Source organism: Sphingomonas zeae (assembly GCF_014197135.1).
Classification (GTDB): domain Bacteria; phylum Pseudomonadota; class Alphaproteobacteria; order Sphingomonadales; family Sphingomonadaceae; genus Sphingomonas; species Sphingomonas zeae.
This window is the reverse complement of sequence record NZ_JACIFA010000002.1, coordinates 341,559-363,777: the sequence shown is the minus strand read 5'-3', so window position 1 is coordinate 363,777 and position 22,219 is coordinate 341,559. Positions and strand designations below refer to the sequence as shown.

General features: G+C 66.8%; 14 protein-coding genes. 8 read left to right on the top strand and 6 right to left on the bottom strand.

Translation table 11 applies throughout. The annotated features are described in order from the left end of the window. The first annotated feature begins 3 nt into the window (after positions 1-3). A complete protein-coding gene (locus tag GGR45_RS04805; protein ID WP_175313000.1) occupies positions 4-945 on the top strand; it encodes a Gfo/Idh/MocA family protein in 942 nt (313 codons plus the stop codon). Between the two features lie 182 nt (positions 946-1,127). Here the strand turns inward: GGR45_RS04805 and GGR45_RS04800 are convergent, their stop codons facing one another. Further along, a complete protein-coding gene (locus tag GGR45_RS04800) occupies positions 1,128-4,193 on the bottom strand; it encodes a TonB-dependent receptor domain-containing protein (protein WP_175312998.1) in 3,066 nt (1,021 codons plus the stop codon). 346 nt (positions 4,194-4,539) lie between these two features. Here GGR45_RS04800 and GGR45_RS04795 point away from each other — a divergent pair, with 346 nt between their 5' ends. Next, a complete protein-coding gene (locus GGR45_RS04795; RefSeq protein WP_217498086.1) occupies positions 4,540-5,571 on the top strand; it encodes a glycosylasparaginase in 1,032 nt (343 codons plus the stop codon). A 133-nt stretch (positions 5,572-5,704) separates the two neighbouring features. On the opposite strand, the gene mprF is transcribed toward GGR45_RS04795, so the two are convergent. After that, positions 5,705-8,260: a bifunctional lysylphosphatidylglycerol flippase/synthetase MprF gene (gene mprF, locus GGR45_RS04790; RefSeq protein ID WP_415640735.1), complete on the bottom strand. Its 2,556-nt coding sequence runs from the start codon at positions 8,258-8,260 to the stop codon at positions 5,705-5,707. 350 nt (positions 8,261-8,610) lie between these two features. Here mprF and GGR45_RS04785 point away from each other — a divergent pair, with 350 nt between their 5' ends. The 3 genes from GGR45_RS04785 (at position 8,611) to GGR45_RS04775 (ending at position 11,031) form a co-directional block, all read left to right on the top strand. Continuing rightward, positions 8,611-9,039, top strand: a complete 429-nt coding sequence (locus tag GGR45_RS04785; RefSeq protein ID WP_175312996.1) for a PDZ domain-containing protein — start codon at positions 8,611-8,613, stop codon at positions 9,037-9,039. Further along, the gene (locus GGR45_RS04780) at positions 9,008-9,697 is read left to right on the top strand and encodes a winged helix-turn-helix domain-containing protein (RefSeq protein ID WP_175312995.1); all 690 of its coding nucleotides are present in this window, start codon (positions 9,008-9,010) and stop codon (positions 9,695-9,697) included. The genes GGR45_RS04785 and GGR45_RS04780 overlap by 32 nt, the downstream gene beginning before the upstream one ends. Before the next feature lie 77 nt (positions 9,698-9,774). Then, positions 9,775-11,031: a sensor histidine kinase gene (locus GGR45_RS04775; protein WP_175312994.1), complete on the top strand. Its 1,257-nt coding sequence runs from the start codon at positions 9,775-9,777 to the stop codon at positions 11,029-11,031. A 40-nt stretch (positions 11,032-11,071) separates the two neighbouring features. Here the strand turns inward: GGR45_RS04775 and GGR45_RS04770 are convergent, their stop codons facing one another. Continuing rightward, positions 11,072-14,374, bottom strand: a complete 3,303-nt coding sequence (locus GGR45_RS04770; protein WP_175312993.1) for a trifunctional glycoside hydrolase family 18/polysaccharide deacetylase/glycosyltransferase family 2 protein — start codon at positions 14,372-14,374, stop codon at positions 11,072-11,074. Positions 14,375-14,578: 204 nt separating this feature from the next. Between GGR45_RS04770 and GGR45_RS04765 the strand changes: the two genes are divergently transcribed. Then, positions 14,579-15,352, top strand: coding sequence for an AcvB/VirJ family lysyl-phosphatidylglycerol hydrolase (locus tag GGR45_RS04765; RefSeq protein WP_175312991.1), 774 nt, complete (start codon positions 14,579-14,581; stop codon positions 15,350-15,352). On the opposite strand, the gene GGR45_RS04760 is transcribed toward GGR45_RS04765, so the two are convergent. Next, the gene (locus GGR45_RS04760; protein WP_175312989.1) at positions 15,342-17,027 is read right to left on the bottom strand and encodes an alkaline phosphatase D family protein; all 1,686 of its coding nucleotides are present in this window, start codon (positions 17,025-17,027) and stop codon (positions 15,342-15,344) included. The two genes, GGR45_RS04765 and GGR45_RS04760, sit on opposite strands and share 11 nt — an antisense overlap. A gap of 173 nt (positions 17,028-17,200) precedes the next feature. On the opposite strand from GGR45_RS04760, the gene GGR45_RS04755 reads away from it, so the two are divergent. After that, positions 17,201-19,633 carry a TonB-dependent receptor gene (locus GGR45_RS04755; RefSeq protein WP_175312988.1) on the top strand — a complete coding sequence of 811 codons (2,433 nt, stop codon included), beginning with the start codon at positions 17,201-17,203 and terminating at the stop codon, positions 19,631-19,633. Positions 19,634-19,762: 129 nt separating this feature from the next. Continuing rightward, positions 19,763-20,701, top strand: coding sequence for a cell wall hydrolase (locus GGR45_RS04750; protein WP_246358051.1), 939 nt, complete (start codon positions 19,763-19,765; stop codon positions 20,699-20,701). 67 nt (positions 20,702-20,768) lie between these two features. Here GGR45_RS04750 and GGR45_RS04745 read toward each other — a convergent pair whose 3' ends face one another. Both GGR45_RS04745 and GGR45_RS04740 read right to left on the bottom strand, forming a co-directional pair. Beyond that, a complete protein-coding gene (locus GGR45_RS04745; RefSeq protein ID WP_175312987.1) occupies positions 20,769-21,464 on the bottom strand; it encodes an HAD family hydrolase in 696 nt (231 codons plus the stop codon). A 30-nt stretch (positions 21,465-21,494) separates the two neighbouring features. Continuing rightward, complete coding sequence (locus tag GGR45_RS04740) at positions 21,495-22,205, bottom strand: hypothetical protein (RefSeq protein ID WP_175312986.1); 711 nt, start codon at positions 22,203-22,205, stop codon at positions 21,495-21,497. Between the last annotated feature and the right edge of the window lie 14 nt (positions 22,206-22,219).

The window sequence follows — 22,219 nt, the reverse complement described above, 5'->3', positions numbered from 1 at the left end:
CCGATGACCGACACGATCCGTCTCGCGCTGGTCGGCATGGGCAAGATCGCCCATGACCAGCATGTCCCCGCCATTGCGGGGAACCCGGCCTTCGAGCTGGTCGCGACCGTCAGCCGCTCGCCCGGCGGGGTCGAAGGCGTGCCGCATTTCCACGATATCAACGAACTGGCCAAGAGCGATGTGACGGTCGATGCGGTGGCGCTGTGCACCCCGCCGCAGGTCCGCCACGCCATCGCCGCCGCCGCGCTGGCGAACAACTGGCACGTCTTCCTCGAAAAGCCGCCGGGTGCGACGCTGGCCGAAGTGGCGGTGCTGGAGGATCTTGCGGCCAAGGCGGGCGTCACCCTCTTTGCCAGCTGGCACTCGCGTTACGCGCTGGGCGTCGAGCCCGCACGCCAATGGCTGTCGAGCCGCAAGGTTACGTCCGCCGCGATCACCTGGCGCGAGGATGTGCGCCAATGGCATCCGGGCCAGGCCTGGATCTGGGAAGCGGGCGGCTTCGGCGTGTTCGATCCGGGCATCAACGCGCTGTCGATCGCGACTCACATCATGCCGCAGCCCTTCTTCATCGAGCGCGCGACGCTGGACTTCCCCGCCAATCGCGACGCGCCGATCGCCGCCGATGTCGCGTTCCGCACGACCGACGGTACGCCCGTCACGCTCGACCTCGACTGGCGGCAGGAAGGCCATCAAAGCTGGGACATCGTCGTCGAGACGACCGACGGCACGCTGAAGCTGGCCGAGGGCGGCGCGGTGCTGACCCTGCCCGACGGCTCCACACCGCATCTTGAGGAAGGGCTGCACGGCGAATATCCCGGCCTGTACGCACGCTTCGCCGAACTGGTGCAGGGCGGGCGTTCGGACGTAGACATCGCCCCGCTCCGCCACGTCGCCGACGCCTTCATGCGCGGCAAGCGGCGTCAGGTGGAAGACTTCGTGGAGTAATCTCCTTCCCGACACTCCGTTCAGCCTGAGCGAAGTCGAAGGCCAAGGGATGCGTCTCGACTTCGCTCGACGCGAACGGGTCGGGAGTGCGACCAAAAAGAAGCCCGGTTGTCCTGATGGACAACCGGGCTTTTCAGTTCGGGGATTGGCGGAGTGCCGAGGCACCCCGCCGGGGGTAAGGATCAGAAGTTGATCGTGGTCCCGATCGCGATGTTGCGACCCAGCGAGTCGTAACGCTGCGGGATAGTGTTCGTGCGTGCCAGGCTGATATTGTAGGAATCCGGCACGATCGGCGCGGCGCGGTCGAGCAGGTTGTTCGCGATCAGGCGCAGCGAGAACTGCTTGGCGATCGCGAAATTGAACGCCAGGTCGAAATAGTTCTGCGGCGCGACACGGTAATAGTCGGTCAACGCCCGTTCCGGGGTGCCGCCGATCGCCGGATCGCCCGAATTGTTGGCGTTGGTCAGTGCACCGACGTAACGCCAGTTGAACGACGCGCTGAACTTCTTGTCTTCGGTGGTATAGGTCGTGCGCAGGCCATGGCTCCACTTCGGGATCAGCTGGCCGCAGCCATTGCCGTAATAGCCCGCGCAGTTGCGGTTCGGCTGGAGCGGCGAGTCCTGCCCACCGGCGTTGGTGGTCAGCGAGCCGTTGAAGCCGAAGTCCAGGCGACCGATCGATTCCAGGTTCAGCGCATATTGCGCCTGGAAGTCCCAGCCTTGCGCGACCGAGGTGTAATAGTTGGTCGTGCCCTGACGGATATAGCCGCCATTGAACAGCGTGCCGGTCGACGCGTTGCGGACGATGCCCTGGCAGAAGAACTGGTCGCCGCCCGAACGCAGACAGCCATCGGTGTAATAGCTGTAGTCGTTATAGCCGAGCGAGTTGTCGATCTTGATCCGGTAACGATCGACCGAGAAGACCAGCCCGCGCACGAAACGCGGCTTCAGGACCAGGCCATAGGTCTGGGTATAGGCGGTTTCGGGATCGGCGGTGAAGCCGCCCGAACGCACCGCGCAAGCGGCGCTGCCATTGGGCGCGGTGCCGTTGCTGCACAACAGGCTCTGGCTGCCATACAGCGCGTCCGACAGGCCGGTCGCGCGACACACCTCACGCGAGGCGATCGGCGCGCCATAGGTGACGCCGTTCGGGCCGGGGATCGGCGTGGGGGCGCAGAAGTCGGTAAAGGTGCCCGAACCGCCATTCGCGAACGCGATGTTGGTGGCCTGGCGGATCTCGACCACGGTCGGCGCGCGCTGCGCCTTGTTGAACGAAGCGCGGAAGGTGATGTCGCTCACCGGAGCGTAAACGCCCTCGATCTTCCAGGTGTTGAACGACTTCGGATTGCTGCTGTACTTCGACACGCGATAGCCGCCATTGACCTGCACCAGCTCGGCGAACGGCTTATGCTGGATCAGCGGGGCCTGGACCTCGATATTGGCTTCGATCACGTCCTGGCTGAGATCGGTGTCGCTCCCGCCAACCGCGCTCAGATAGGCGGCGTCGGCGCGCGACTTCAGCGTATCCTTGCGATATTCGGTGCCCAGCGCGATCGCCAGCCCCTGCTCAGCGAAGGGCGAGGTGATGCCATAGCTGGTCAGGTCGCCCGTGACGTTCGCCTGCACGTCGTACAGCGTGCCGATCGTCTGGTTGGTGCCGGTGCCGAACAAATAGTTGATCAGGGCGGGGTTGGTATTGCCCGCGCTGAAGATGTCGAAGGGCACACAACCGGCCGCCCCGTTGGCGCAGGTCGGGTTGGCCTGCGTACCGCCGACATTGACCGCATTCTGCAGGTTGCCGGGGATGCGGATGCTGGGGATATAGTCCTGATGGTTGCGGGCATAAACGCCGCCGACATCATAGGTCCACGCATCGCCCACCTTGCCGCGAACGCCGCCGGTCAGGCGCAGGCCAGTGTTGATAAAAGTGTCGGGGCGATCGTTGTTCTCGCCCAGGCGATAGGCGAGCGTGACGGGCACGCTGCCGACGCCAGCGGCACAGCCGATCGTGGTCGCCTGCGAGCCCGACAGATAGGGATTGTTGCAGTTGACGTTGACGGTGCCGCTCGCGATCGTCGGATAATCGGTGTACGACTTGTCGCGGAACCAGATGCCCGAGGCATAGAGCTCGGCTTCGGGCGCGAGGTCGAGCGTGACGAAGCCGCCCGCATTCACCCGCTCCGACGGCCGCTGATAGGCATAGCCGCTGAAATAGTTGGACGCGTTGCCGGGGCCTGCGGCGAACGGCACGAAGGTGCGCGAGCCGTTGGGATTGTTGACCAGCTGCGCGCCCTGGTTCGGACCCGTGCCGGGCGTGATCAGGCCACTGGTCGAGCTGCTGGGGGTCAGACCGCACGACAGCGGGCCGTTGAGCTGCAACTGGGTCAGGTAGCAGCCCGAGTTCGACCGCGCGGTGATCGGTACCTCGTCGGTGTGGCGATAATTGACGAAGCCGCTGACGTGCAGCTTGTCGTCGAACAGCTTGGTCCCCGCCGTCAGGGTCAGGTCGGCACGGCCGCCGTCGTTGGTCAGGCCACGCGGGCTGCTGAAGCCCGCCGCGCGCGCCAGCGGCGAGACGATCGTGTCCTTGTTGTTGTGGTTGTAGAAATTATAGTTGGTGTCGATCTGGACGCCTTCGAAATCCTTGCGCAGGACGAAGTTGACGACGCCCGCGACCGCGTCCGAGCCGTAAACCGACGAGGCGCCGCCGGTCAGCACATCGACGCGCTGGAGCAGCGAGGTCGGGATGATGCCGACGTCCTGGCCGTTCTGGGTGCCCAGGCGCTTGCCGTCGATCAGGACCAGCGTCCGCTCGAAGCCCAGGCTGCGCAGCTTGATCCGCTGGCGACCGTCGGAGTCGTTATAGGTCTGCTGGCTGTCCGGCGCGACCTGCGGCAGGCGGTTCAGCACGTCCTCGACATTGACCGCGGCCTGCGCCTGGATGTCCTGGCGCGTGACCGAGGTGATCGGCGCGGCGGAGGCGAGGTTGGGACGGGAAATGCGGGTGCCGGTGACGACCACGTCGCCGCTGCTGGCGGCCTGCGGCGTGCCGGAGATCGCGGCGGAACGGGTCGCAGCCGCATCGGCGCTGAGCGTTCCCGGATTCTGGTTGGAAGCCTGATCGGCGTCGCCCTGCGGCGCGGTCGCCTGGGCGCCCGTGGCGCCGGCCTGCTGCGCGATGGCGGGCGCGGCGAACAGCATCGATGCGGCGGATAGCGCCAGCCACGATGCGGAATGCTGGATCTTCATACGTCTCCCCTGGGCCCAAGGCTGAGTCTGGTTGTCGGGCGCCGGGGAGAAAACAGATTTTTTGGGGCATCCGGTCAATACCTAAACCATACCTATCGAGCCCTAAAGCAACCTTTACTCCAAGCATGTAACCGAAAAGACACAATTAGAAACGATTTCAATATCCTGAATTACATGCCATTTTGCCGAAGCCAACGCCATTCTCCGGTCCAGAAGCTGTCCTTCCTTCCCGCCTGCTAACTTGCGTGGTGAAATTGGTGTCATATAGGTTCGTCAATCGGCCTTGCCGCGGGTCGCCGGTGAACGCACAATCAGGCATGAGCATTGATAGCGAAGCGGAGCGGGCATGATCGAAGGTCGACGGAGTTTTCTGGGCGGAGTCACCTCGCTTGCAGGCATTGGGGCGGGATTGGCCATGCCGGTGCGAGCCCTGGCCAACGCGGCGGCCGCACCAGGGGCCATAATCGTGTCGACCTGGGACTTCGGCGCCCCCGCCAACGACGCCGCTTTCGCCAAGGGGCGTAGCGGCGGCTCGCTGATCGATATGGTCGAAGCGGGGGTGATGGTGCCGGAGGCGGATCCGAACAATCATTCGGTCGGCTATAGCGGCTATCCCGATCGCGACGGGCATGTCACGCTGGACGCGGTCATCATGGATGACGCGGGCGGGGTCGGCGCAGTCGCCGCGCTGGAGGATACGGTCCACGCCATCTCGGTTGCTCGCGCGGTGATGGAGCATACGCCGCACACCTTCCTGGTGGGCGAAGGGGCCACCCGCTTCGCCCGGGACCGGGGTTTCCCGCGCGTCAACCTGCTGACCCCGGAAGCGGAAAAGGCGTGGCGCGACTGGCTTAAGACGCAAAACTACAAGCCCGTCGCCAATAGTGAGACCGGCACCTATGGCGCGGGCCGCCCCGGCACGCCGGGCGGCGCGCTGGATCACGATACGATCGGGATGCTCGCCCGCGACGCAAGCGGGCGGATGGCGGGTGCCTGCACCACCTCTGGCATGGCGTTCAAGATGCGTGGGCGTGTCGGGGACTCGCCGCAGGTCGGTTCGGGCCTCTATGTCGAGCGCGGCGTGGGCGGCGCGACCTCGACGGGTCTGGGCGAGGAGGTGACGCGGACCTGCGGCACCGCGCGCGTCGTCGCCTCGATGCGCCATGGCATGAGCCCGCAGGCAGCCTGCGAGGAAGCCGCCAAGCACATCGCATCCCTGCGCGGCGATGCGATCAAGGGCGTGCAGGTCGGCTTCCTGGCGATGGATACGCGCGGGCGGATCGGGGCGTTCTGCCTGTTGCCGGGTTTCACCTATGCGGTGACGGATGCGGCCGGACGAACGCGGGTGGAAAAGGCGCCGTCGCTGTTCAAGGCGTGAACCATCCTCCCCGGCACGGGGAGGTGGCAGGCCAAAGGCCTGACGGAGGGAGGCTTCCACAAGGTACGTACGGTGTGGCGAGCCCCCTCCACCACCGCTTCGCGGCGGTCCCCCTCCCCGCGAGCGGGGAGGATCAGTTGGCCTCACCCCCCTCGGCGATCAGCGCATTCAGATCGCGCAGTGCCTTGACCAGCCCCAGTCCCCGCGGCCCCGCGATATAGCGTGGTGCCCATTCCGGCTGGAACTTCTCCTTATACGCCCGCAGCCCCCGAAAGCCGTAAAATCGCTCGCCATGCCGGAAAACCAGCGCCGCGACTTTGGCCCAGGTCGGCGCCATCCGCCGCCCGCCGACGCCCGATAGCGGTGCCAGGCCGAGCGCGAACCGGCCATAGCCCTCTGCCTGCCCCCACAGCATCAGCTCGACGAACAGATAGTCCATCACCCCGCCGGGTGCGTGCTCGACATGGCGCATCAGGTCGACCGACAGCTCGCGACGATCGCCCGCTTTCCACAGATTGGCGAAGGCGACGATCCGCCCCTCGACCCGCACCACCGCGCAATCGGTCAGTACCAGATAGGCCGGGTCGAACCGCCCGAGGCTGAACCCCTTTTCGCCATGCCCCTTTTCCAGCAGCCAGTCGTCCGACACAGCCTTCAGCTCTGGCAGGATCGCGGGCACCTCGACGGCAGGCAGGATGGCGAAGGTCGCATTCTCGCGGGTGCGGAATCGGTTGAGCGTCTGGCGAAGTCCGCGCATCCGCCCGCCCTCCAGCGCGAAGGTCGAAAGGTCGATCAGCGCCTCTTCGCCATATTTGATGATCTGGAGCCCCATCTCGATCGCGATTTCGAGGCAATCGGGCGTGATCTGATACAGCATCAGGCGGCCTTGCGCGGCATCCGCCATGGTCCGAAGCTGCCATAACAGATCGGCCCAGGCGGCGCGCGGGCCGACAGGATCGCCCATTGCGATCCAACTGGTGCCGCGTACCTGATACATGACGAAGGCGTCGCCCTCGGGCGAAAACAGGAAGCGCTTGTCGCCGAGCAGCGCGAGCGCGGCGTCGGTCCGCTCGGCCTGTTCGACGACGGCCAGAACCTGCTCCATCGCCGGATGGTCCGCTTCACCCGGCGGGGCCGCGAGGAACAGTCGCCACAGCCCCGCCCCCGCCAGCATTACCGCGACGCCCAGCCCCGCGCGCAGAAAGCGCGAGGCATCGTCGGACAGCGCGAACCGCCACCAGAGCGATTCCTGGTAATCGACGTGCTTGTACGCGAAAAAGCCGATCCACCCGGTCCCGACGATCACCACGGCGACGCTGAACAGCCAGGCGGGCGACAGCGGCCGCGCGACCAATGAGGTGCGCCGATAAAAGGCCCGGCGGCTCATCTGGAGGAGCAGCGCGATGCTCAGGCAGACCGCCGCTTCCTCATAATCGATGCCCTTGGCCAGCGAGAAGATCGCACCCGCCACCAACAGCGCGCGCGCGGCCAGGCTCGCCCCATCGAGCCGCCGGTAAAGCCCCGGCGCCAGCAACAACAGGCCAGTGCCGACCAGGCTGGCAGCGAAGTGCGATGCCTCGATAAAGGGCAGCGGCACGATATGGACCAGATGGTGCACGCGCTGCGGAATGGCGGGCAGCGACCCCGACAGCAGCAGGATCGCCCCGCCCCCGAAACAGGCAGCGCTCAGCAGGGTCGGCGCGATGCCGAGCAGCACCCGGCGCAGGTCGCGCAGCGCCCGGACCGGCCGCCGCCGCACCTCGTCCCAGGCAAGCAGCGCAATGCCCAGCGCCAACGGGGCAAGATAATAAAGCACGCGGTACGCGATCAGCGCGGCGAACAACGCGGTACGGTCGACCGGCACCGTCGCCAGCACCACCGCCTCGAACACGCCGATGCCACCGGGCACATGGCTGACCAATGCGACGATGATCGCCAGTGCATAGGCGAGCAGGAAGGCGGGCAGCAGGTCGATCGACGCACCGGGCAGCAGCACGAACAGCGCCGCACTGGCACAGGCGAGGTCGAGCGAGGCGATGCCGACCTGCGCCAGCGCCTGGGCGGGCGTGGGCAGCGGCACGCTCCAGGCGCGCCAGCCCACCCTTTGCCCCGGCCGCAGCGCGCAGAGCAGGATCAGCCCCAGCGCCCCCGCCACCACCGCGCCGCCGATCCAGCGGACGATGCCTTGGCCCAACACCAGCGTCTCGACGGTGACCGGCCCCTCATGGAACAGCAGCCCCAGCCCGGTGACGGTGAACACCCCGAACCAGAAGGTCGCGCTCGCAATGGCGATGACCCGCGCAATGTCGGGTCCATCCAGCCCGGCGGCGGCATAGACTCGGTAGCGGGCCGACCCGCCGGTCAATAGCGCCAGCCCCAGATTGTGGCTGAGCGTATAGCTGGTGAACGACGCCACCGCCGCCGTCCGCCAGCGCAAGGGCCGCCCGATGACGCGCAGCGCGATCACGTCGTAAAAGGTCAGCGCGACATAGCTGGCGATGGTGAAACCGACCGAGAAGATGATCTGGCGCGGGTCGATCGCATAAAAGGCCGCGCGGACGTCGCTCAGCCGCACCGAGCGGGTCAGGTGGTGCAGCGCGGACAGTCCCAACGCGACGAGCAGCACGACCGCACCCACCGCCAGATAGCCACGCCGCGGCTTGGCATAGGCGACCATCCGGTCCACCATCGACGACAGGTTTGAATGAGCCGTCACCGAACCGCCATTTTCGCGATCGCCCTGATCCGATCGCCCGTCATATCCGCCCCCACGCGCCCCCATCTCACTTATATTGCGATCCCCTAACAGGGCACGCCGGCAAGCCATAGGATTGTCGCCGCCGACGATGCCTTACGGGCACATGACAAGTTGGTCATCCGCTCATCCCCGCCTTCATGACAGAAGCGTCATGCGTCGCCCACGCTTCCCTCAGGTCTCGCGCGTTATGTCGGTCGGGTGAAAGGATCGCCCATCCCCGCTCCGCGTACCGGCCTGGCCGCAACCGTGTCCGGATGGCGCGTGCGCGATCGGTGGCCACGATGAAGGGCTTGCGGATCGTGGGTTGGGGCGCAGGCGTGGCGGCGCTGGTCGGTGGAGCGGCGTTCGCGCTGCTCGTCGGTCATATGCCACTTCACGCCGGGCCGCATCGGCCCTCGACGCTATATGGCGCGACCTTCGCGCCGGTGGCCGAGGGCCGTCCCGGTCTGGTCGTCACCAGCCTGCGCAGCGATGTTGACGACGATGCCGTCACGCCGGTCAAGCCGCCGCTGCATGTCGGCGATACGGTCCTGTCGGTCGATGGCCGCCCAGCCACGTCCTTTGCGCTGCTGCGCGACGAAGCCGCGCTGCCCAGCGACACGCCGCTGCGTCTTCAGGTTGCGCGCGACCATGGCCTCCTCACCATCACGCTGCTAAGGAGCGGCTCGGGAGGACAGCGTGGCCAACAGGATTTTGCTGATCGAAGATGACCGCTCGACGGCGGATTACATCGCCAACGGCTTGCGGGAAGAAGGTTTTTTGATCGACCACGCGGCCAATGGCCGGGATGGCCTGTTTCATGCCACCGACGGCACCTATGACTGCATCATTCTCGATCGGATGCTGCCCGGCATGGATGGCATGTCGGTGCTGGCCGCGATCCGCGCGGCGGCGATCGAATCGCCGGTTCTGATCCTGTCGGCCTTGTCCTCGCCGGAGGATCGCGTCGCCGGGCTGACCTCCGGCTCCGATGATTATCTGACCAAGCCCTTCGTCTTCGCCGAGTTGCTGGCGCGTGTCCGCCTGCTGATCCGGCGCGGCGGGACCACTGGCAACGCGCCGCCGACCAAGCTCGTCTGCGACGACCTGGAAATGGACTTGCTAGCCCACCGCGTCCGGCGCGCGGGCAAGCCGATCGATCTGCAACCGCGCGAGTACCGGCTTCTCGAATATCTGCTCCAGCATGTCGACCAGGTCGTGACCCGCACCATGCTGCTGGAGGGCGTGTGGGATTTCCATTTCGATCCCAATACCAATGTGACCGACGTGCATATCAGCCGGTTGCGCAAGAAGATCGACGAGGGTTTTGCCCGGCCCCTACTCCATACGGTGCGCGGCTCGGGCTATAAGCTCGGGGTCGAGAGATAGCACCGGCCGTCCTCCGTTCGACCACGCTGCGCTTTGCGCTGCTGGTCTTTGCGCTGCAACTGATCGGCGCGGGTGCGATGGTGGCCACGGTCCGCCACCTGACCCGCGGCGAGATCGCCGCCCGGGCGGAGGATGCCGCCAGCGATCTGCGCGACGAGCTGGCGGGCATGTGGCTGTCGGGTGGCCAGGCGGCGGTCCGCGCGGCGGTCGACCGGCGGCTGACTACCGACAGGCTGCCGCTGTCGGTCATCCTGCTCACCGACGCCCATGGGCGTTTCGTGGCGGGTAACATCGCCGAATGGCCGCCCAACGTCCCTGCCCCGGGTGCCGCGACGATCGAGATTTTCCGGATCGGCCATTCGCAACCCGAACGAATGCGGGTGATGGCCACCCGGCTGCCTGACGGGTCGCGGATGCTGGCGGGGCATGTCGTCGAAAGCGAACTCCGCGTCGCGCTGGCCATGGAAGAGGCGATGGCGGTCGGCATGGCCGCGGCGATCGTGCTCGCCGCGCTCGCCGCCTGGATCGCCGCACGGATGATCGAGCGGCGGCTCGAGGATACGGTCTCCACCGCCCATGCCGTCGCCGCCGGAGACCTGTCGCGCCGCGTCGCGCCCAAGGGCGGCGACGATGCCTTCGAAGCGCTGGCGCAGGCGGTCAATGCGATGCTCGACCGTATCGCGCTGCTGATGACCGAGCTCAAGGTCGCGACCGATGGGCTGGCGCATGACCTGCGCTCGCCGCTGACCCGGTTGCGCTCGACGCTGGACCGGGCACTGACGGTGAGCCACGACGAGAATGCGCGGGTCGCGGTCGGCCGTGCGCTGGAGGAAAGCGACCGGCTGCTCGCCATGCTCGACACCGCGCTGCGGATCAGCCGGGCAGAAGCGGGGCTGGGCCGCGATGCCTTTGTCGAGGCCGACCTGGCCGCGATGGTGCGCGACGTGGCGGACATGTTCGAGCCGCTGGCCGAGGATCGCGGCATGACGATCCGTGCCGAAGCACCCGAGACATTGCTGGCCTGCGTCCACCGCGAATTGCTGGGCCAGGCGATCGCCAACCTGATCGACAATGCCCTGAAATATGGCGCGGGCGAAATCGTCGTCCGGGTCGAACCGGGTCCGGTGCTGCTGGTCACCGATGACGGCCCCGGCATCGCGGCCGAACGTCGCGAGGAGGCGTTGAAGCGCTTCGGCCGCTTGGACGCGGCGCGGACCGAAAGCGGAGCCGGCCTGGGCCTGTCGCTGGCCAGTGCGGTGGCGCATCTCCATGGCGGCACGGTGTCGCTGGAGGATAATGCGCCGGGTTTGCGGGTCCGCCTCACGCTGGGCTGATCCATCCTCCCCATCGATAGATGGGGAGGATGGATTGTCCCTACGCCCCCACGTTACCCGTGCGCTCCAGCTTGCCCCAGCCGACGATCCACCCGCCGATCGCCGAGGCGATGGCACGGATCACGACCCAGTACATGATCTGGCGATAGACCAGCCGCTGCGCGACCAACAGATGCGCGGGGTAACGGACGCGATTGCCGTCCAGGCGATAGGCGAGCCAGCCGCACAATATGTCGACCGATGTGAAGACCGTCCAATAGGCTGCCATCTGAAACACATCGGTATGGGTCTGCGCCCACCCATGCTGGCCGACACGCACCGCCGTCCCGATGATCGACAGGATCAGCGCCAAGTCGATCAGCGGCGAGATGGCGGCAAACAGGATCTGGAACAGCCAGGCCTGCGGCAGGCCGATCCGCGCCAGCCCCGCGGGCTTGCCCGTGCGCAGCACGCCGCGATGTTTCCACAGGCATTGCAGCGTCCCGAACGCCCAGCGATACCGCTGCTTGGCGAGCGCGCGGAAGCTTTCGGGCGCCTCGGTCCAGGCGACCGCGCGCGGATCATAGGTCACGCGCCACCCGGCCCGCTGGATCGCGATGGTCAGGTCCTGATCCTCGGCCAGCGTATCCTCCGGATAGCCGCCCACCGAATCGAGCGCAGCGCGCCGCCACGCGCCGACCGCGCCCGGCACCACCGTCATCGCATCGAATCCGGCGAGCGCCCGGCGCTCCAGATTCTGCGCGGTGATATACTCGACCGCCTGCCAGCGGGTGACGAGATTGACCCGGTTGCCCACCCGCGCGTCGCCCGCGACCGCGCCCAGCTTGGGATCGGCGAACCAGCGCGCGAGCTTGGCGATCGTCTCCGGCTCGAACTGGGTATCGGCATCGAGCGCGATCACCACCTCGCCGGTCGCGTCCTGGAGCGCGCGGTTCAGCGCCGCCGCCTTACCGCCATTGACCAGCGTCAGCAGGCGGACACGCGGCTCGTTCGCGAACGCCTCGCGGACCACCGCGCTGGTGCCGTCCTTCGACCCGTCATCGGCGACGATGATCTGAAGCCCCGGATAATCGCTGGCGAGCACGCGGCTCACCGACTGGACGATCACCCGCTCCTCGTTGAAGGCCGGGATGATGACCGAGACGCTGGGAGTGAAGGCGGGTGGCACCGGCTTGGACTTGCGGCCCTGGAACCAGGCGAGCCCGGCCATCACCACCGCCCGCGCGATGCCGAGCGCGATGGCAAGATAGAAGAGCCAGGCCAGCCCCGCCGACAGCAAGGCCAGCACGACAAAAATGGCCACGTCGGTCCGGACCGCCAGCAGGTCATGCCCCTCGATCAGCGGCATCGCCTGATCCCGGCTGACGCCCACCAGTTGCGAGGCGGGGACGAAGCGATAACCCTCGGCGCGCAGCGTATCGATGATACGCGGCAGTGCCTCGACCGTCTGTTCGCGGTCGCCGCCGCCGTCATGCAGCAGGACGACATTGGCCGAATTATCAGGCGTCGCGCCGTGCACCTGGTCGATCGTCTGCCGGACGATCTCGTCGGTGCCGGGGCGCTGCCAATCGTTGGGATCGACGTGAAGACCGACGACCGTATAGCCCAGATTCTGGGCAACCAGCGCCGGGTCGATCTCGTCCGCAGTGGTCGGTTCGGCGTCACCGAAATAGGGCGCGCGAAACAGCGTCGTCGATCGGCCGGTATAGGCCTGGATCAGTCGCTTGGTCGCGTTCAGCTCCAGCTTGATCGTCCGCTCGCCGGTCGTCGCCATGTTGGGGTGGGTATAGCTGTGATTGCCCAACTCGCTGCCGCCCGCGACGATCCGGCGGAGCAGCTGCGGATGTTGCAGCGCATTCTCGCCGATCACGAAGAAGGTGGCGGGCACATGCTCGCGCTCCAGCACGTCCAGGATCTTGGGCGTCCATTCGGCATCGGGACCATCATCGAAGGTCAGCGCGATCGTCTTCGGCAATGCGCCCGCCCGCTGCACGACATAGGGCGTCGGATAGGTGCGATAGACCTCGTTCCGGATCACGCCGTCCTTGTCATATTGCAGCCCGCGTTCCCCCTGGGTCGGCTGGGCCGTAATGCGAAGGATCTCGCCGGTTCCTTCGACATCGACGTTCAGCGGCGAGACGATGGTGCCCAGCCGGGGGATCACCCCGCGGGCGGCGCTGCGGAATGCGGCGAAGTCCGCCCACAGCCCCGGGTCCTCGCTGCCCAATTGCCAAAAGGCGACATCGTCGATGCCCAGCCGCTTGAGCGCCTCGAGTTGGTTCCAGCTGGTCGCGGCGTCGAGCATCCAGACGGTGTGATGCTCGCCATTTTCATCATAGGCGAAGCCGGCATTGCCGCTCGCCTGGTCGAACGTCACCTTTGCCTGGCTGTCATGCGCGATCAGCCAAGCCTCTTCGATCGACTTGGACTCGGCCGGCCCCTTGGCAGGCCAGTCATAGCCATAGCTGCCCAGCGCCACGATCAACTTGTCGCGACCCACCTCGCGCAGCGCCTTTTCCGACGCTTGCAGGAACCAGGGCTGCGCCGCGATCGGGCCGGGCGTGCCGGTCTGCCAATGCTGGTCATAGGCCATCAGGATGATGCGATCGGCGACCTTGGCCAGCCGGGTCAGCTCCCACGCCTCATCCTCGGCGGGAACGGTGACGGCCAGGACGGTGCCCTTGGGCAGATGCGCCTTGATCCGCTGGAGCAATCGGGGATAGCCCAGCATCGCGCTGGCGGGCAGATTCTCGAAGTCGATGACCAGGCCGGACTGGCGATTGACCGTGACGGACTGCCCCAGCTGGGTCGCCAGCTTTTCGGACGCGGCGGGGCTGGCGATGATCCGCGCGATGGTCTGGCCATCCCACTCGTCGTCGGACAGGTTCTGCACCATCGGCAACAGGCGCGGCGGCTTGGCGGCGCGGGACAGCAGGGTGGCGAGCTTGGGATCGTTGCTGATCGTCAGCTGGCCCTTGGGGCCTGCCACGTTCATCAGCCCGGGCACCAGCCAGTCGATCTGGCCCATATGCGCGTGGAGCGAAGCCAGCGCGGAGTCATTGCCCGGCGTGTAGAAGGCGATGGTCAGCGGCGTATGATCCTGCGCCACCGCCTTGCGCGGCAGCCACGCGCCGCGACGCCCCTTCAGCTGTGCCGTCGGCTCGAGCGTCATCGCCTGCCGCCGCGCGAAGGGCAAGGGCAGCACGCCCGAATTGGGCACCGCGACCAGCGTCGTGGCAAAGGCGATCGCAGCGACCACCACCGCCAGGATCGTCACCGCGACGGCACGCCGCGCCCAGGCGCCCCGACGGCCTGTCGGGTCAAAGAAGATCGGGTTGGTCAACGGTGTCGATCCTTGGCGTTATACGTGATCGGAAGGGCGGCCCTGTTTACCGCCGACCACTTAATCCCACGTTTCCATCACGCCGCCGATGACAGATCATGGGCATAGAGCGCGTGATCGCGACATTACCGATTTTTCATGATGCCCCCGCCTCCCCTTCATCCGGAGCATGACAATGGTAGGCCATCCGCAATAGGACATGCCATGATCGCCCCTCTCGCCCGCCTGCGTTCCCGATGGCGCCCAATCCTCTGCGCAGTCCTGATGCTGCTGGTCGGCGGCGCTGCTATCCTTCTCTATTCGGGAAGTTATTTCGACGAGGATCCGTTCACCCGCTTTCCCGCCAAAGGCGCGGCCCAGCCGATCCTGGTCCTGTCGCTGTCGGGCGACATGGGCCTTCGCTATGGCATGGGCGGGGTAATCGCGCGGGCGCTGAGTGCGGATGGGATCGAGGTGATGGGGGTCAACTCGCCCGTGCTGTTCCGCAAACGGCGCACCGCAGCGCAGGTGGACGCGGTCATCGCCGACCTCGTCCGCCGCGCCGAGGCGGAGATGGGCAACCGAAAGCTGGTGCTGCTCGGCCAGTCCTACGGCGCCGACATGCTTCAGACCGGGCTCGCGCATCTGCCCGTTCAACTGCGCGCGCCTATTGCGGCGATCGTGCTGGTGGTGCCCGGCGAGGCGGCCTTTTTCCGGTCCGACCCGTCGGGCCTCGCCTATATGGGGCGGCCCGACAGCGTGGGGATCACCACCGCGCGGCGGATCGACTGGGTTCCGATCACCTGCATTTACGGCGTGCGTGAGCCCGACAGCCTGTGTCCGCTGCTCAAACGGCCCAACGTGCGCGTCGTCGCCCTGCCCGGCGGCCATTATCTGCACCATGACGACGCCGCGCTGGTCGCGCATGTCGAAGCGGCCCTGCACGACGGCCCCTCCCGCGTCCCATGGCGGAAGGGGCCGTTGACGGTCAGGCGGTGATCGCCTCGATCGGTGCCTCGGCGCCCTTGCGCGTCCGCCATATGGCGGCACAGCCCAGCGCATAGGGCTTGGCCAACACGGTCGACACCGTCATGTATCGGGCGGTCGCGGTGTCGCGGGTCAGCGTCAGGTGCAGATAGCCCTTGGCATCCTGATCGCAGAAGCGGACGACCTTGGGATTGGCCGCGGCGATCTCGCGACCAATGCCGGGCATCAGGTCGCCCCAGGACGGACTGGTGATCGAGGTCCCCGCGAACTCCGCCGCGACCAGCCTGCCGTTCGCGTCATACAGGTCGTTGGCCCAGGCGGCATGACTGTCACCCGAGACGACGACCGGGCGAGCCCCCGCGCGCTGGAACGCCGCATAGAGCCGTTCGCGTGCCGCCGGATAACCGTCCCAGCTATCGAAATTGAGCGGCAGCCCGGCGCGATACGACGCCTGCGCCTCGTCCAGCTGCCGGTGCTCGGCTTCGGACAGCCGTTCGGTCAGCTTCGCATAGCCCTGCGGTCCCATCTGCTTTTCCAGATCGGGGCCGTCGATCCGCGCCATCACCACCTGATTGCCGATCACCTGCCACGGCGTCCCGGCCTTGACCGAGGCGGCCAGCGTCCGTTCGATCCAGCCGAGCTGCCCGGTGCCCAGCAACTCGCGGTCCGGCCGCGCCCGCTCGGCCATCATCGCCGCATATTCGTCAGGCTCGGGCGCCTCGCCCTTGGCCGTCACCTGTTTCGATCGGGCGAGCAGCCGCGTCTCCAGCATGACCAGCGTTGCCAGATCACCGAAATCGAAGCTGCGGTTGATCGCTTCCCAAGGCTGGCGGGGCTTGGGATCGCGGATCGGCATCCATTCGAAATAGGCCTGCATGGCCGCCGCCTTGCGCTTGCCCCAATCGCCCTCGGTTGCGGGCTGGTGGTTCTCTGCCCCGCCGATCCAGTCATCATTGGCGACTTCGTGATCGTCCCACACGCAGATGAAGGCGGCACGGGCATGAGCGGCCTGCATGTCCGGATCGCGCTTTACCTGGGCATGACGCTGGCGATAATCCGCCAGCGTCACGATCTCATGCGCAGGCTCGGGCAGGCGGTTGAGCTTCTGCCCGATCGCCGCGCCATAGCCGTCCGCGCCATATTCGTAGATATAGTCGCCCAGATGAACCACGGCGTCGAGCCGATCGGTCTTCGCGATCGCGTCATAGGCGTTGAAAAGGCCGCCCGGGTAAAGCTGGCACGACACGATCGCCAGAGCGAGTTCATCGACCCGCCCACGCGGCAGCGTGCGGAACCGCCCCTCGGGCGAGCGCTGCCCGGCCGCCGTCTCGAACCAGTAGCGATAGTCGCGCCCCGGTTGCAGCCCCGCCACCTCGACCTTGGCGGTAAAGTCGCGCGCCGCGCGCGCCGCCACGCGGCCGGTGTGAAGGCCGACCGCGTCACCCCCGCCGATCGGCGCGACATGCCAGGTCAGCGCGATATCGCCTGCCAGCCCCTCGGCCCCCTGCTCCCCAACCGGCGTCGCGCGGGTCCACAGGATCGCGCCGACCGGCGACGGATCGCCGCTGGCCACGCCATGATCGAAGCGAACCGCCGGGGCCGCCGCCTCGGCCAGGGTCATCGGCAACGCCAGGCTCGCCCCGCTTCCCATCAGCGCGATCGCGCGGCGTCGGTTCATCATCGTCATCGTGTCGGTCCTTTCGGGCCGAACGGCTAGGCCCCGCACGCGACAGCGCGATGGCGGACCTGTGACGGTTTGGCGACAAGCGGCCGTGTCATCCAACTGCAACATCGCAGACACCAGCCAGTAATCCCTGTTCCTTAAGTGACCCGCCAAACAGGGTAATTCCGGGGGACAATATGAATTCGACGATCGGCCGCACGACGCTGGCCATCTTGCTGGCTGGCCTGTCGCAGGCTGCGCTCACTCAGGCGGCTGCGGCGCAGGCGATGATCCAGCCACAAGAGGATCCGCGCGACGCGAATGACAATCCCGAAGTAATCGTCACCGCCCAGAAGCGCGAGCAGCGGATCGCCGACGTGCCCGTCACCGTCACCGCCGTCACGGGCGCGCGCATGGCCGATCTGGGCACCAATTCGCTGTCCGAAGTCGCGCAATATATTCCCGGCCTGCAAATTCAGGAGCAGAGCGCGAACAATCCGGGCTTCGTGATCCGGGGCATCACCTCCGACTCCGGCTCGGCGCAGCAGGGCGCACGCGTCACGCTCTATTATAACGGCGTGGACATCAGCCGGACGCGGGGCGCCTATCAGGACCTGTACGATATCGAGCGGATCGAGGTGGTGAAAGGCCCGCAGGCGACGCTGTTCGGCACCGCCGCCGCGGTGGGCGCGATCAGCATCATCTCGGCGCGCCCCCATGCCGGGACCGAGGCGGGAGTCCTGGCGTCCTATGGCAATTTCGACCGGACCCAGGTGTCGGGCTATCTCAACGCGGGCAACGACACGCTCGCGGGCCGGATCGCCTTCGCCTACAAATATCGCGACGGCTATGTCCGCAATATCGCGGGCGATCCCAACGTCGCGAACCAGAATCGGGGGCGGGTCGATCAAGACGATCTGAATGGACAGGATCAGCGCGGGGTTCGCGGCTCGCTGCGCTGGACGCCGAATTCCTCGGTCACCGCCAACCTGGTCCTGACCTATGACGGCCAACGCAACCCCGGAACCGCATTCAAGAGCCGCGTCTTCGCCCCCACCGGCGGCCAGACCGGTGATTATGGCTATGCCGAACTGTCGGGATCGCCCTTTTCCGCCGAGGTATTGGGCAAGCGCAAGCTCGGCCTGACCCGCAACGTCTATGACGCGAACCTGACGGTCGCGGTCGATGTCGCGCCGGGCATCACCTTCACCACGGTCAACGGCTATCGCCGGTTCGACGCTCTGGAAATCTTCGACGCGGACGGCGGTCCCGCCTGGTATCTGGAGTTCGGCGAGGATGCCAAGGGTGACCAGTGGAGCCATGAGGGCCGTTTCGCCTTCGACGGGGCGCATTATCGCGCCTCGTTCGGCTGGAATGCCTTTTTCGAAAACGGGCAGCAGCGGGTGCCCTTCTCGACCGAGGAAGGCACCTATCTGGCCTGTTCGGTGGCACGCGATTTCGCCCCGGTCCGCCAGATGCTGAATGCGGCCGGCGTGCCGACCGGCACCAACTGTGTCGCCCCCAATGGCACCGTGCCGGGCGCCCGCGCGACCGCGATCCTGTCGCGAGGTGCGGCAACCGTGCTGCCCTACAGCGCCAGCTTCGCCAATTACGGCAATACCGACACCTATTCGGTCTTCGCCGACGCCACCTGGATCCCGACGACCGCCCTGGAGCTGACCGCAGGCGCGCGGGTGCTGATCGAGGATCGCCAGTCCGGCTATAGCTCGGTCATGCCGGACAGCCGGTTGCTGGCGGGCGCGGGCCTGTTCACCAGCCTGCTGGGCGGCGCCAACACGAAGGGGCAGAAATACACCGCCGAGCGCAGCTATGCCGCGATCCTGCCGCGCTTCAACGCGCTCTATCGCCTGAACGACGATGTGAATGTCTATGCGACGGTCAGCAAGGGCCGCCGCTCACCGGTCGTCCAGCTCGACGCGCAGCGCGTCGTGCCGCTGACCGTGCCCAATTCGGGCGCCATCCCCCGGCTGCAGATCGTGCCCGAGGAAAGCGTCTGGAATTACGAAGGCGGCATCAAGGGTCGGGTCGGTCCGTTCACCGGCGCCGCCTCGGTCTTCTATCAGCGGTACAAGGGCTTTCAGGTCTCGGTGTTCGAGAACGGCCTGACCGTGACGCGCAGCGCAGGCTCGGCGGACAATATCGGCGTCGAGCTGGAGGGCAATCTGGCGGTCCATCGCTGGCTGAGCCTGTTCGGCACCTTCGCCTATATCGATGGCGGCATCGGCAACGATCCATCGAACGGCGTGTTCGCGGGCAACCGTTTCCGGCTGCAACCCGACACCACCGCGTCGGGTGGCGCGACCCTGCGCGTGCCGGTGGGATCGTCGGCGGTCTTGTATGCGACGCCCAGCGCCACCTATCGCTCGAAAGTGTATTTCGAGCTGCCCAATAGCGAGGCCATCTCTCAGGGCGGCTATACGCTCGTCAATCTGCGTGCGGGGCTGGAGTTCGGCGAGCAGGGTCGCTTCCATATCGGCGGCTTCGCGCGCAACCTGACGAACAAGCGCTATCTGATCGACGCGGGCAATACCGGCGGCACATTCAGCACCCCGACCTATATCGCGGGCGAACCCCGCTTCTACGGCGTGGAGCTGGGCGCGCGTTTCTAAGGAGACGCTTGAGCCTCCCCCCCGTCAGGGGAGGGGCTATCCGGGTCGAACGTCATTCCACCAAAATACGAGGTTATCGGCACTTAACCGCTTCCTAACCCCGCCCCGCTAGAGGCGGTCCATCAGGCCATGGGTTGGGAAGCGGATATCGTGCTGCGCTGGTTGATGTTGGTGGCGAGCCTGGCGATCGCCACCTCGTGCACCCCCGCCCATCATGCCCCCGCGCATCTGACGCTGGACGTACCGCCGCCGACCGCGCGGACGCTGCTGCGCCAGCTCGCGCTCGATGTGCCCGACGCAGACCTGCCGGATACGATCAGCGGCAATACCCCGATCGAGATGGCCGCCGCCCCCGCTTTCACCGGCATCGCGCGCACCGCAACGGACGCGGCGCGCGCGGCCGAATGCCTGACCGCGGCCATCTATTACGAGGCTCGCTCCGAACCGATCGACGGCCAGCGCGCAGTGGCACAGGTCGTGCTCAACCGCGTCCGCGACCGAGCATTCCCCAAGAGCATCTGCGGCGTCGTCTATCAGGGATCGGAGCGGTCGACCGGCTGCCAGTTCAGCTTCACCTGTGACGGATCGATGCTGCAACCGCGCGATCCCGCCGCCTGGGGGCGAGCGGCCGCCGTCGCGCAGGCCGCGCTGGCGGGCCTGGTCTATGCGCCGGTCGGGGCGGCGACCTTCTATCACGCCAATTACGTGCTGCCCTGGTGGGCCTCCAGCCTCAGCCGGATCGGTGCGATCGGATCGCACATCTTCTATCGCTGGCGCGGGGCACTGGAGCGAGACCTGTCCTTCCGGCAGCATTATGCGGGGGTCGAACCGAACATCCCCGTGCCCGCCGCCGTGCTGAACCCAGCCACCGCACCGGTGGTCGAGGCGATGTACGGCGTCACCATCCATCGCGGCGAACAGAGGGCGGAAGCGATGGGCACGGCTCCCGATACGAAGCCCATGCCGGTTTCGACGGCCGGCGTGCGTATCCACCGCAACGGCTTTGCCCATGGCGGCGGCGAAGCCCCGTCCGGTGTGATCGTCGGCGAGGAAAGCGATCCAGGCTGATCGGGCCAATCCATTCCTCCCCTCTGTCAGGCCTTCGCCTGCCACCTCCCCTTACAGGGAGGAAAGATCACCCGATTGCGTCGATCCATGCGGGCAGGTCGCGCAGCCGCTCCAACTGGCGGAAGCGGGGATGGTCGACCGGCGTTTCGCCCGCCTCATGGCTCCATGCCAGCGGTTGCGGGATATAGGCGGCCCAAGCGCCTGCCTTCAGCGCGGGCAGCACGTCCGAGCGCATCGAATCCCCCGCCATCACTGCCGCCTCGGGGGCGACGCCGTGGCGCTCGAAGATGCGGGCGAAGGTATCGGGTGTCTTGTCGCTGACGATCGCGACGTCGTCGAAATGCGAACCCAGGCCCGACGCGGCCAGCTTCGCCTCCTGGTGCAGCAGGTCGCCCTTGGTCACCAGCACCAGCCTGCCCTGCTCGCGCAAAGCCTCGATCGTCTCGGCGATGCCGTCGAGCAGTTCGACCGGATGCGCCAGCAACTGCCGCCCCGCCTCCAGCACGCGTGCGATCAGGTCGGTGGGCAGGGTCGGCCCGGCCAGTTCCACCGCCGTCTCGATCATCGACAGGGTGAAGCCCTTGGCGCCGTAACCGTACAGCCGCAGGTTGCGCGCCTCGCATGCCTCCAGCGTCGCCCTTGCCACCCGCGCCTCGGCAAAGGGGGCGAGCAGGCCGACCAGGGCTTCCTCGGTCGCTGCGAAATGGCGCATATTGTGCCAGAGCGTATCATCCGCATCGAGGCAGATCAGCGCGATGGTCATGCAATGTCTCCCATTTGGCGGCGCGTTCCATCACAGCTCGCGGATGAGGCGCAAGCCCAAACGCGGCCGGAACCGCTCGGCCCGCGCCTTTTCCGCGCCGATGCCGCCCTGCACCCCAAGTTTGCCGAACGCGCGATGGACCTGCGGCATCAACAGCCAATAGGCGCCCCGGCCATTCTGGCGGTTCACCTCCAGGCCCAGCACTGTGTCGGAGTTCACGTCGTAAAAGGTCGAGTGGTTGATGATCGCCCCAGTCTCGTTCCCCTCACGCAAGGTGACGTCGCCGACGCCCAGCATCGTCATCGTGCTCCACCGCTCGCCGAAGCGATTGCCGAGCAGCCACAACAGGGTCGAGGTCCAGCCACCCTCCTCGCGGTCGTGCAGCCCGAGATACTGGACGCCGTGGACGCTCCGGCCGTCCCGAAACGTGCCCAGCCGCTTCTGAAGCCCCATTTTGTACTGGACCACGCGGGCATTGACGAGCGGCAGTTCCAGCTCGACCGCAAGGCCGTCCGCCACCGCGATCTCGATCTCGGGCGCCCATTCCAGCTCGCCGCGCGGGCCGGTCAGGTCGCGCTGCGCCAGCGTGTTGACCTCGATCTCGCCCGCCTTGGCGGTCAGCGGGCGGATCATGTCGAACACCATCGGCTCGGGGATGTCGGGGCCGGTCTGGGCGGCGGCCGACGCGCTGAAGAGCAGCAGGGCCACGGTGGGAAAGGTCAGGCGGCGGGTCAAGAACATCGTGAAACTCCCGG

Excerpts from the sequence above, each read along its gene's own strand:
- GGR45_RS04805 (WP_175313000.1), top strand. The coding sequence starts at position 4 with ATGACCGACACGATCCGTCTCGCGCTGGTCGGCATGGGCAAGATCGCC.
- GGR45_RS04800 (WP_175312998.1), bottom strand. The coding sequence starts at position 4,193 with ATGAAGATCCAGCATTCCGCATCGTGGCTGGCGCTATCCGCCGCATCG.
- GGR45_RS04795 (WP_217498086.1), top strand. The coding sequence starts at position 4,540 with ATGATCGAAGGTCGACGGAGTTTTCTGGGCGGAGTCACCTCGCTTGCA.
- mprF (WP_415640735.1), bottom strand. The coding sequence starts at position 8,260 with ATGGTGGACCGGATGGTCGCCTATGCCAAGCCGCGGCGTGGCTATCTG.
- GGR45_RS04785 (WP_175312996.1), top strand. The coding sequence starts at position 8,611 with ATGAAGGGCTTGCGGATCGTGGGTTGGGGCGCAGGCGTGGCGGCGCTG.
- GGR45_RS04775 (WP_175312994.1), top strand. The coding sequence starts at position 9,775 with ATGGTGGCCACGGTCCGCCACCTGACCCGCGGCGAGATCGCCGCCCGG.
- GGR45_RS04765 (WP_175312991.1), top strand. The coding sequence starts at position 14,579 with ATGATCGCCCCTCTCGCCCGCCTGCGTTCCCGATGGCGCCCAATCCTC.
- GGR45_RS04760 (WP_175312989.1), bottom strand. The coding sequence starts at position 17,027 with ATGACGATGATGAACCGACGCCGCGCGATCGCGCTGATGGGAAGCGGG.
- GGR45_RS04755 (WP_175312988.1), top strand. The coding sequence starts at position 17,201 with ATGAATTCGACGATCGGCCGCACGACGCTGGCCATCTTGCTGGCTGGC.
- GGR45_RS04750 (WP_246358051.1), top strand. The coding sequence starts at position 19,763 with ATGGGTTGGGAAGCGGATATCGTGCTGCGCTGGTTGATGTTGGTGGCG.
- GGR45_RS04745 (WP_175312987.1), bottom strand. The coding sequence starts at position 21,464 with ATGACCATCGCGCTGATCTGCCTCGATGCGGATGATACGCTCTGGCAC.
- GGR45_RS04740 (WP_175312986.1), bottom strand. The coding sequence starts at position 22,205 with ATGTTCTTGACCCGCCGCCTGACCTTTCCCACCGTGGCCCTGCTGCTC.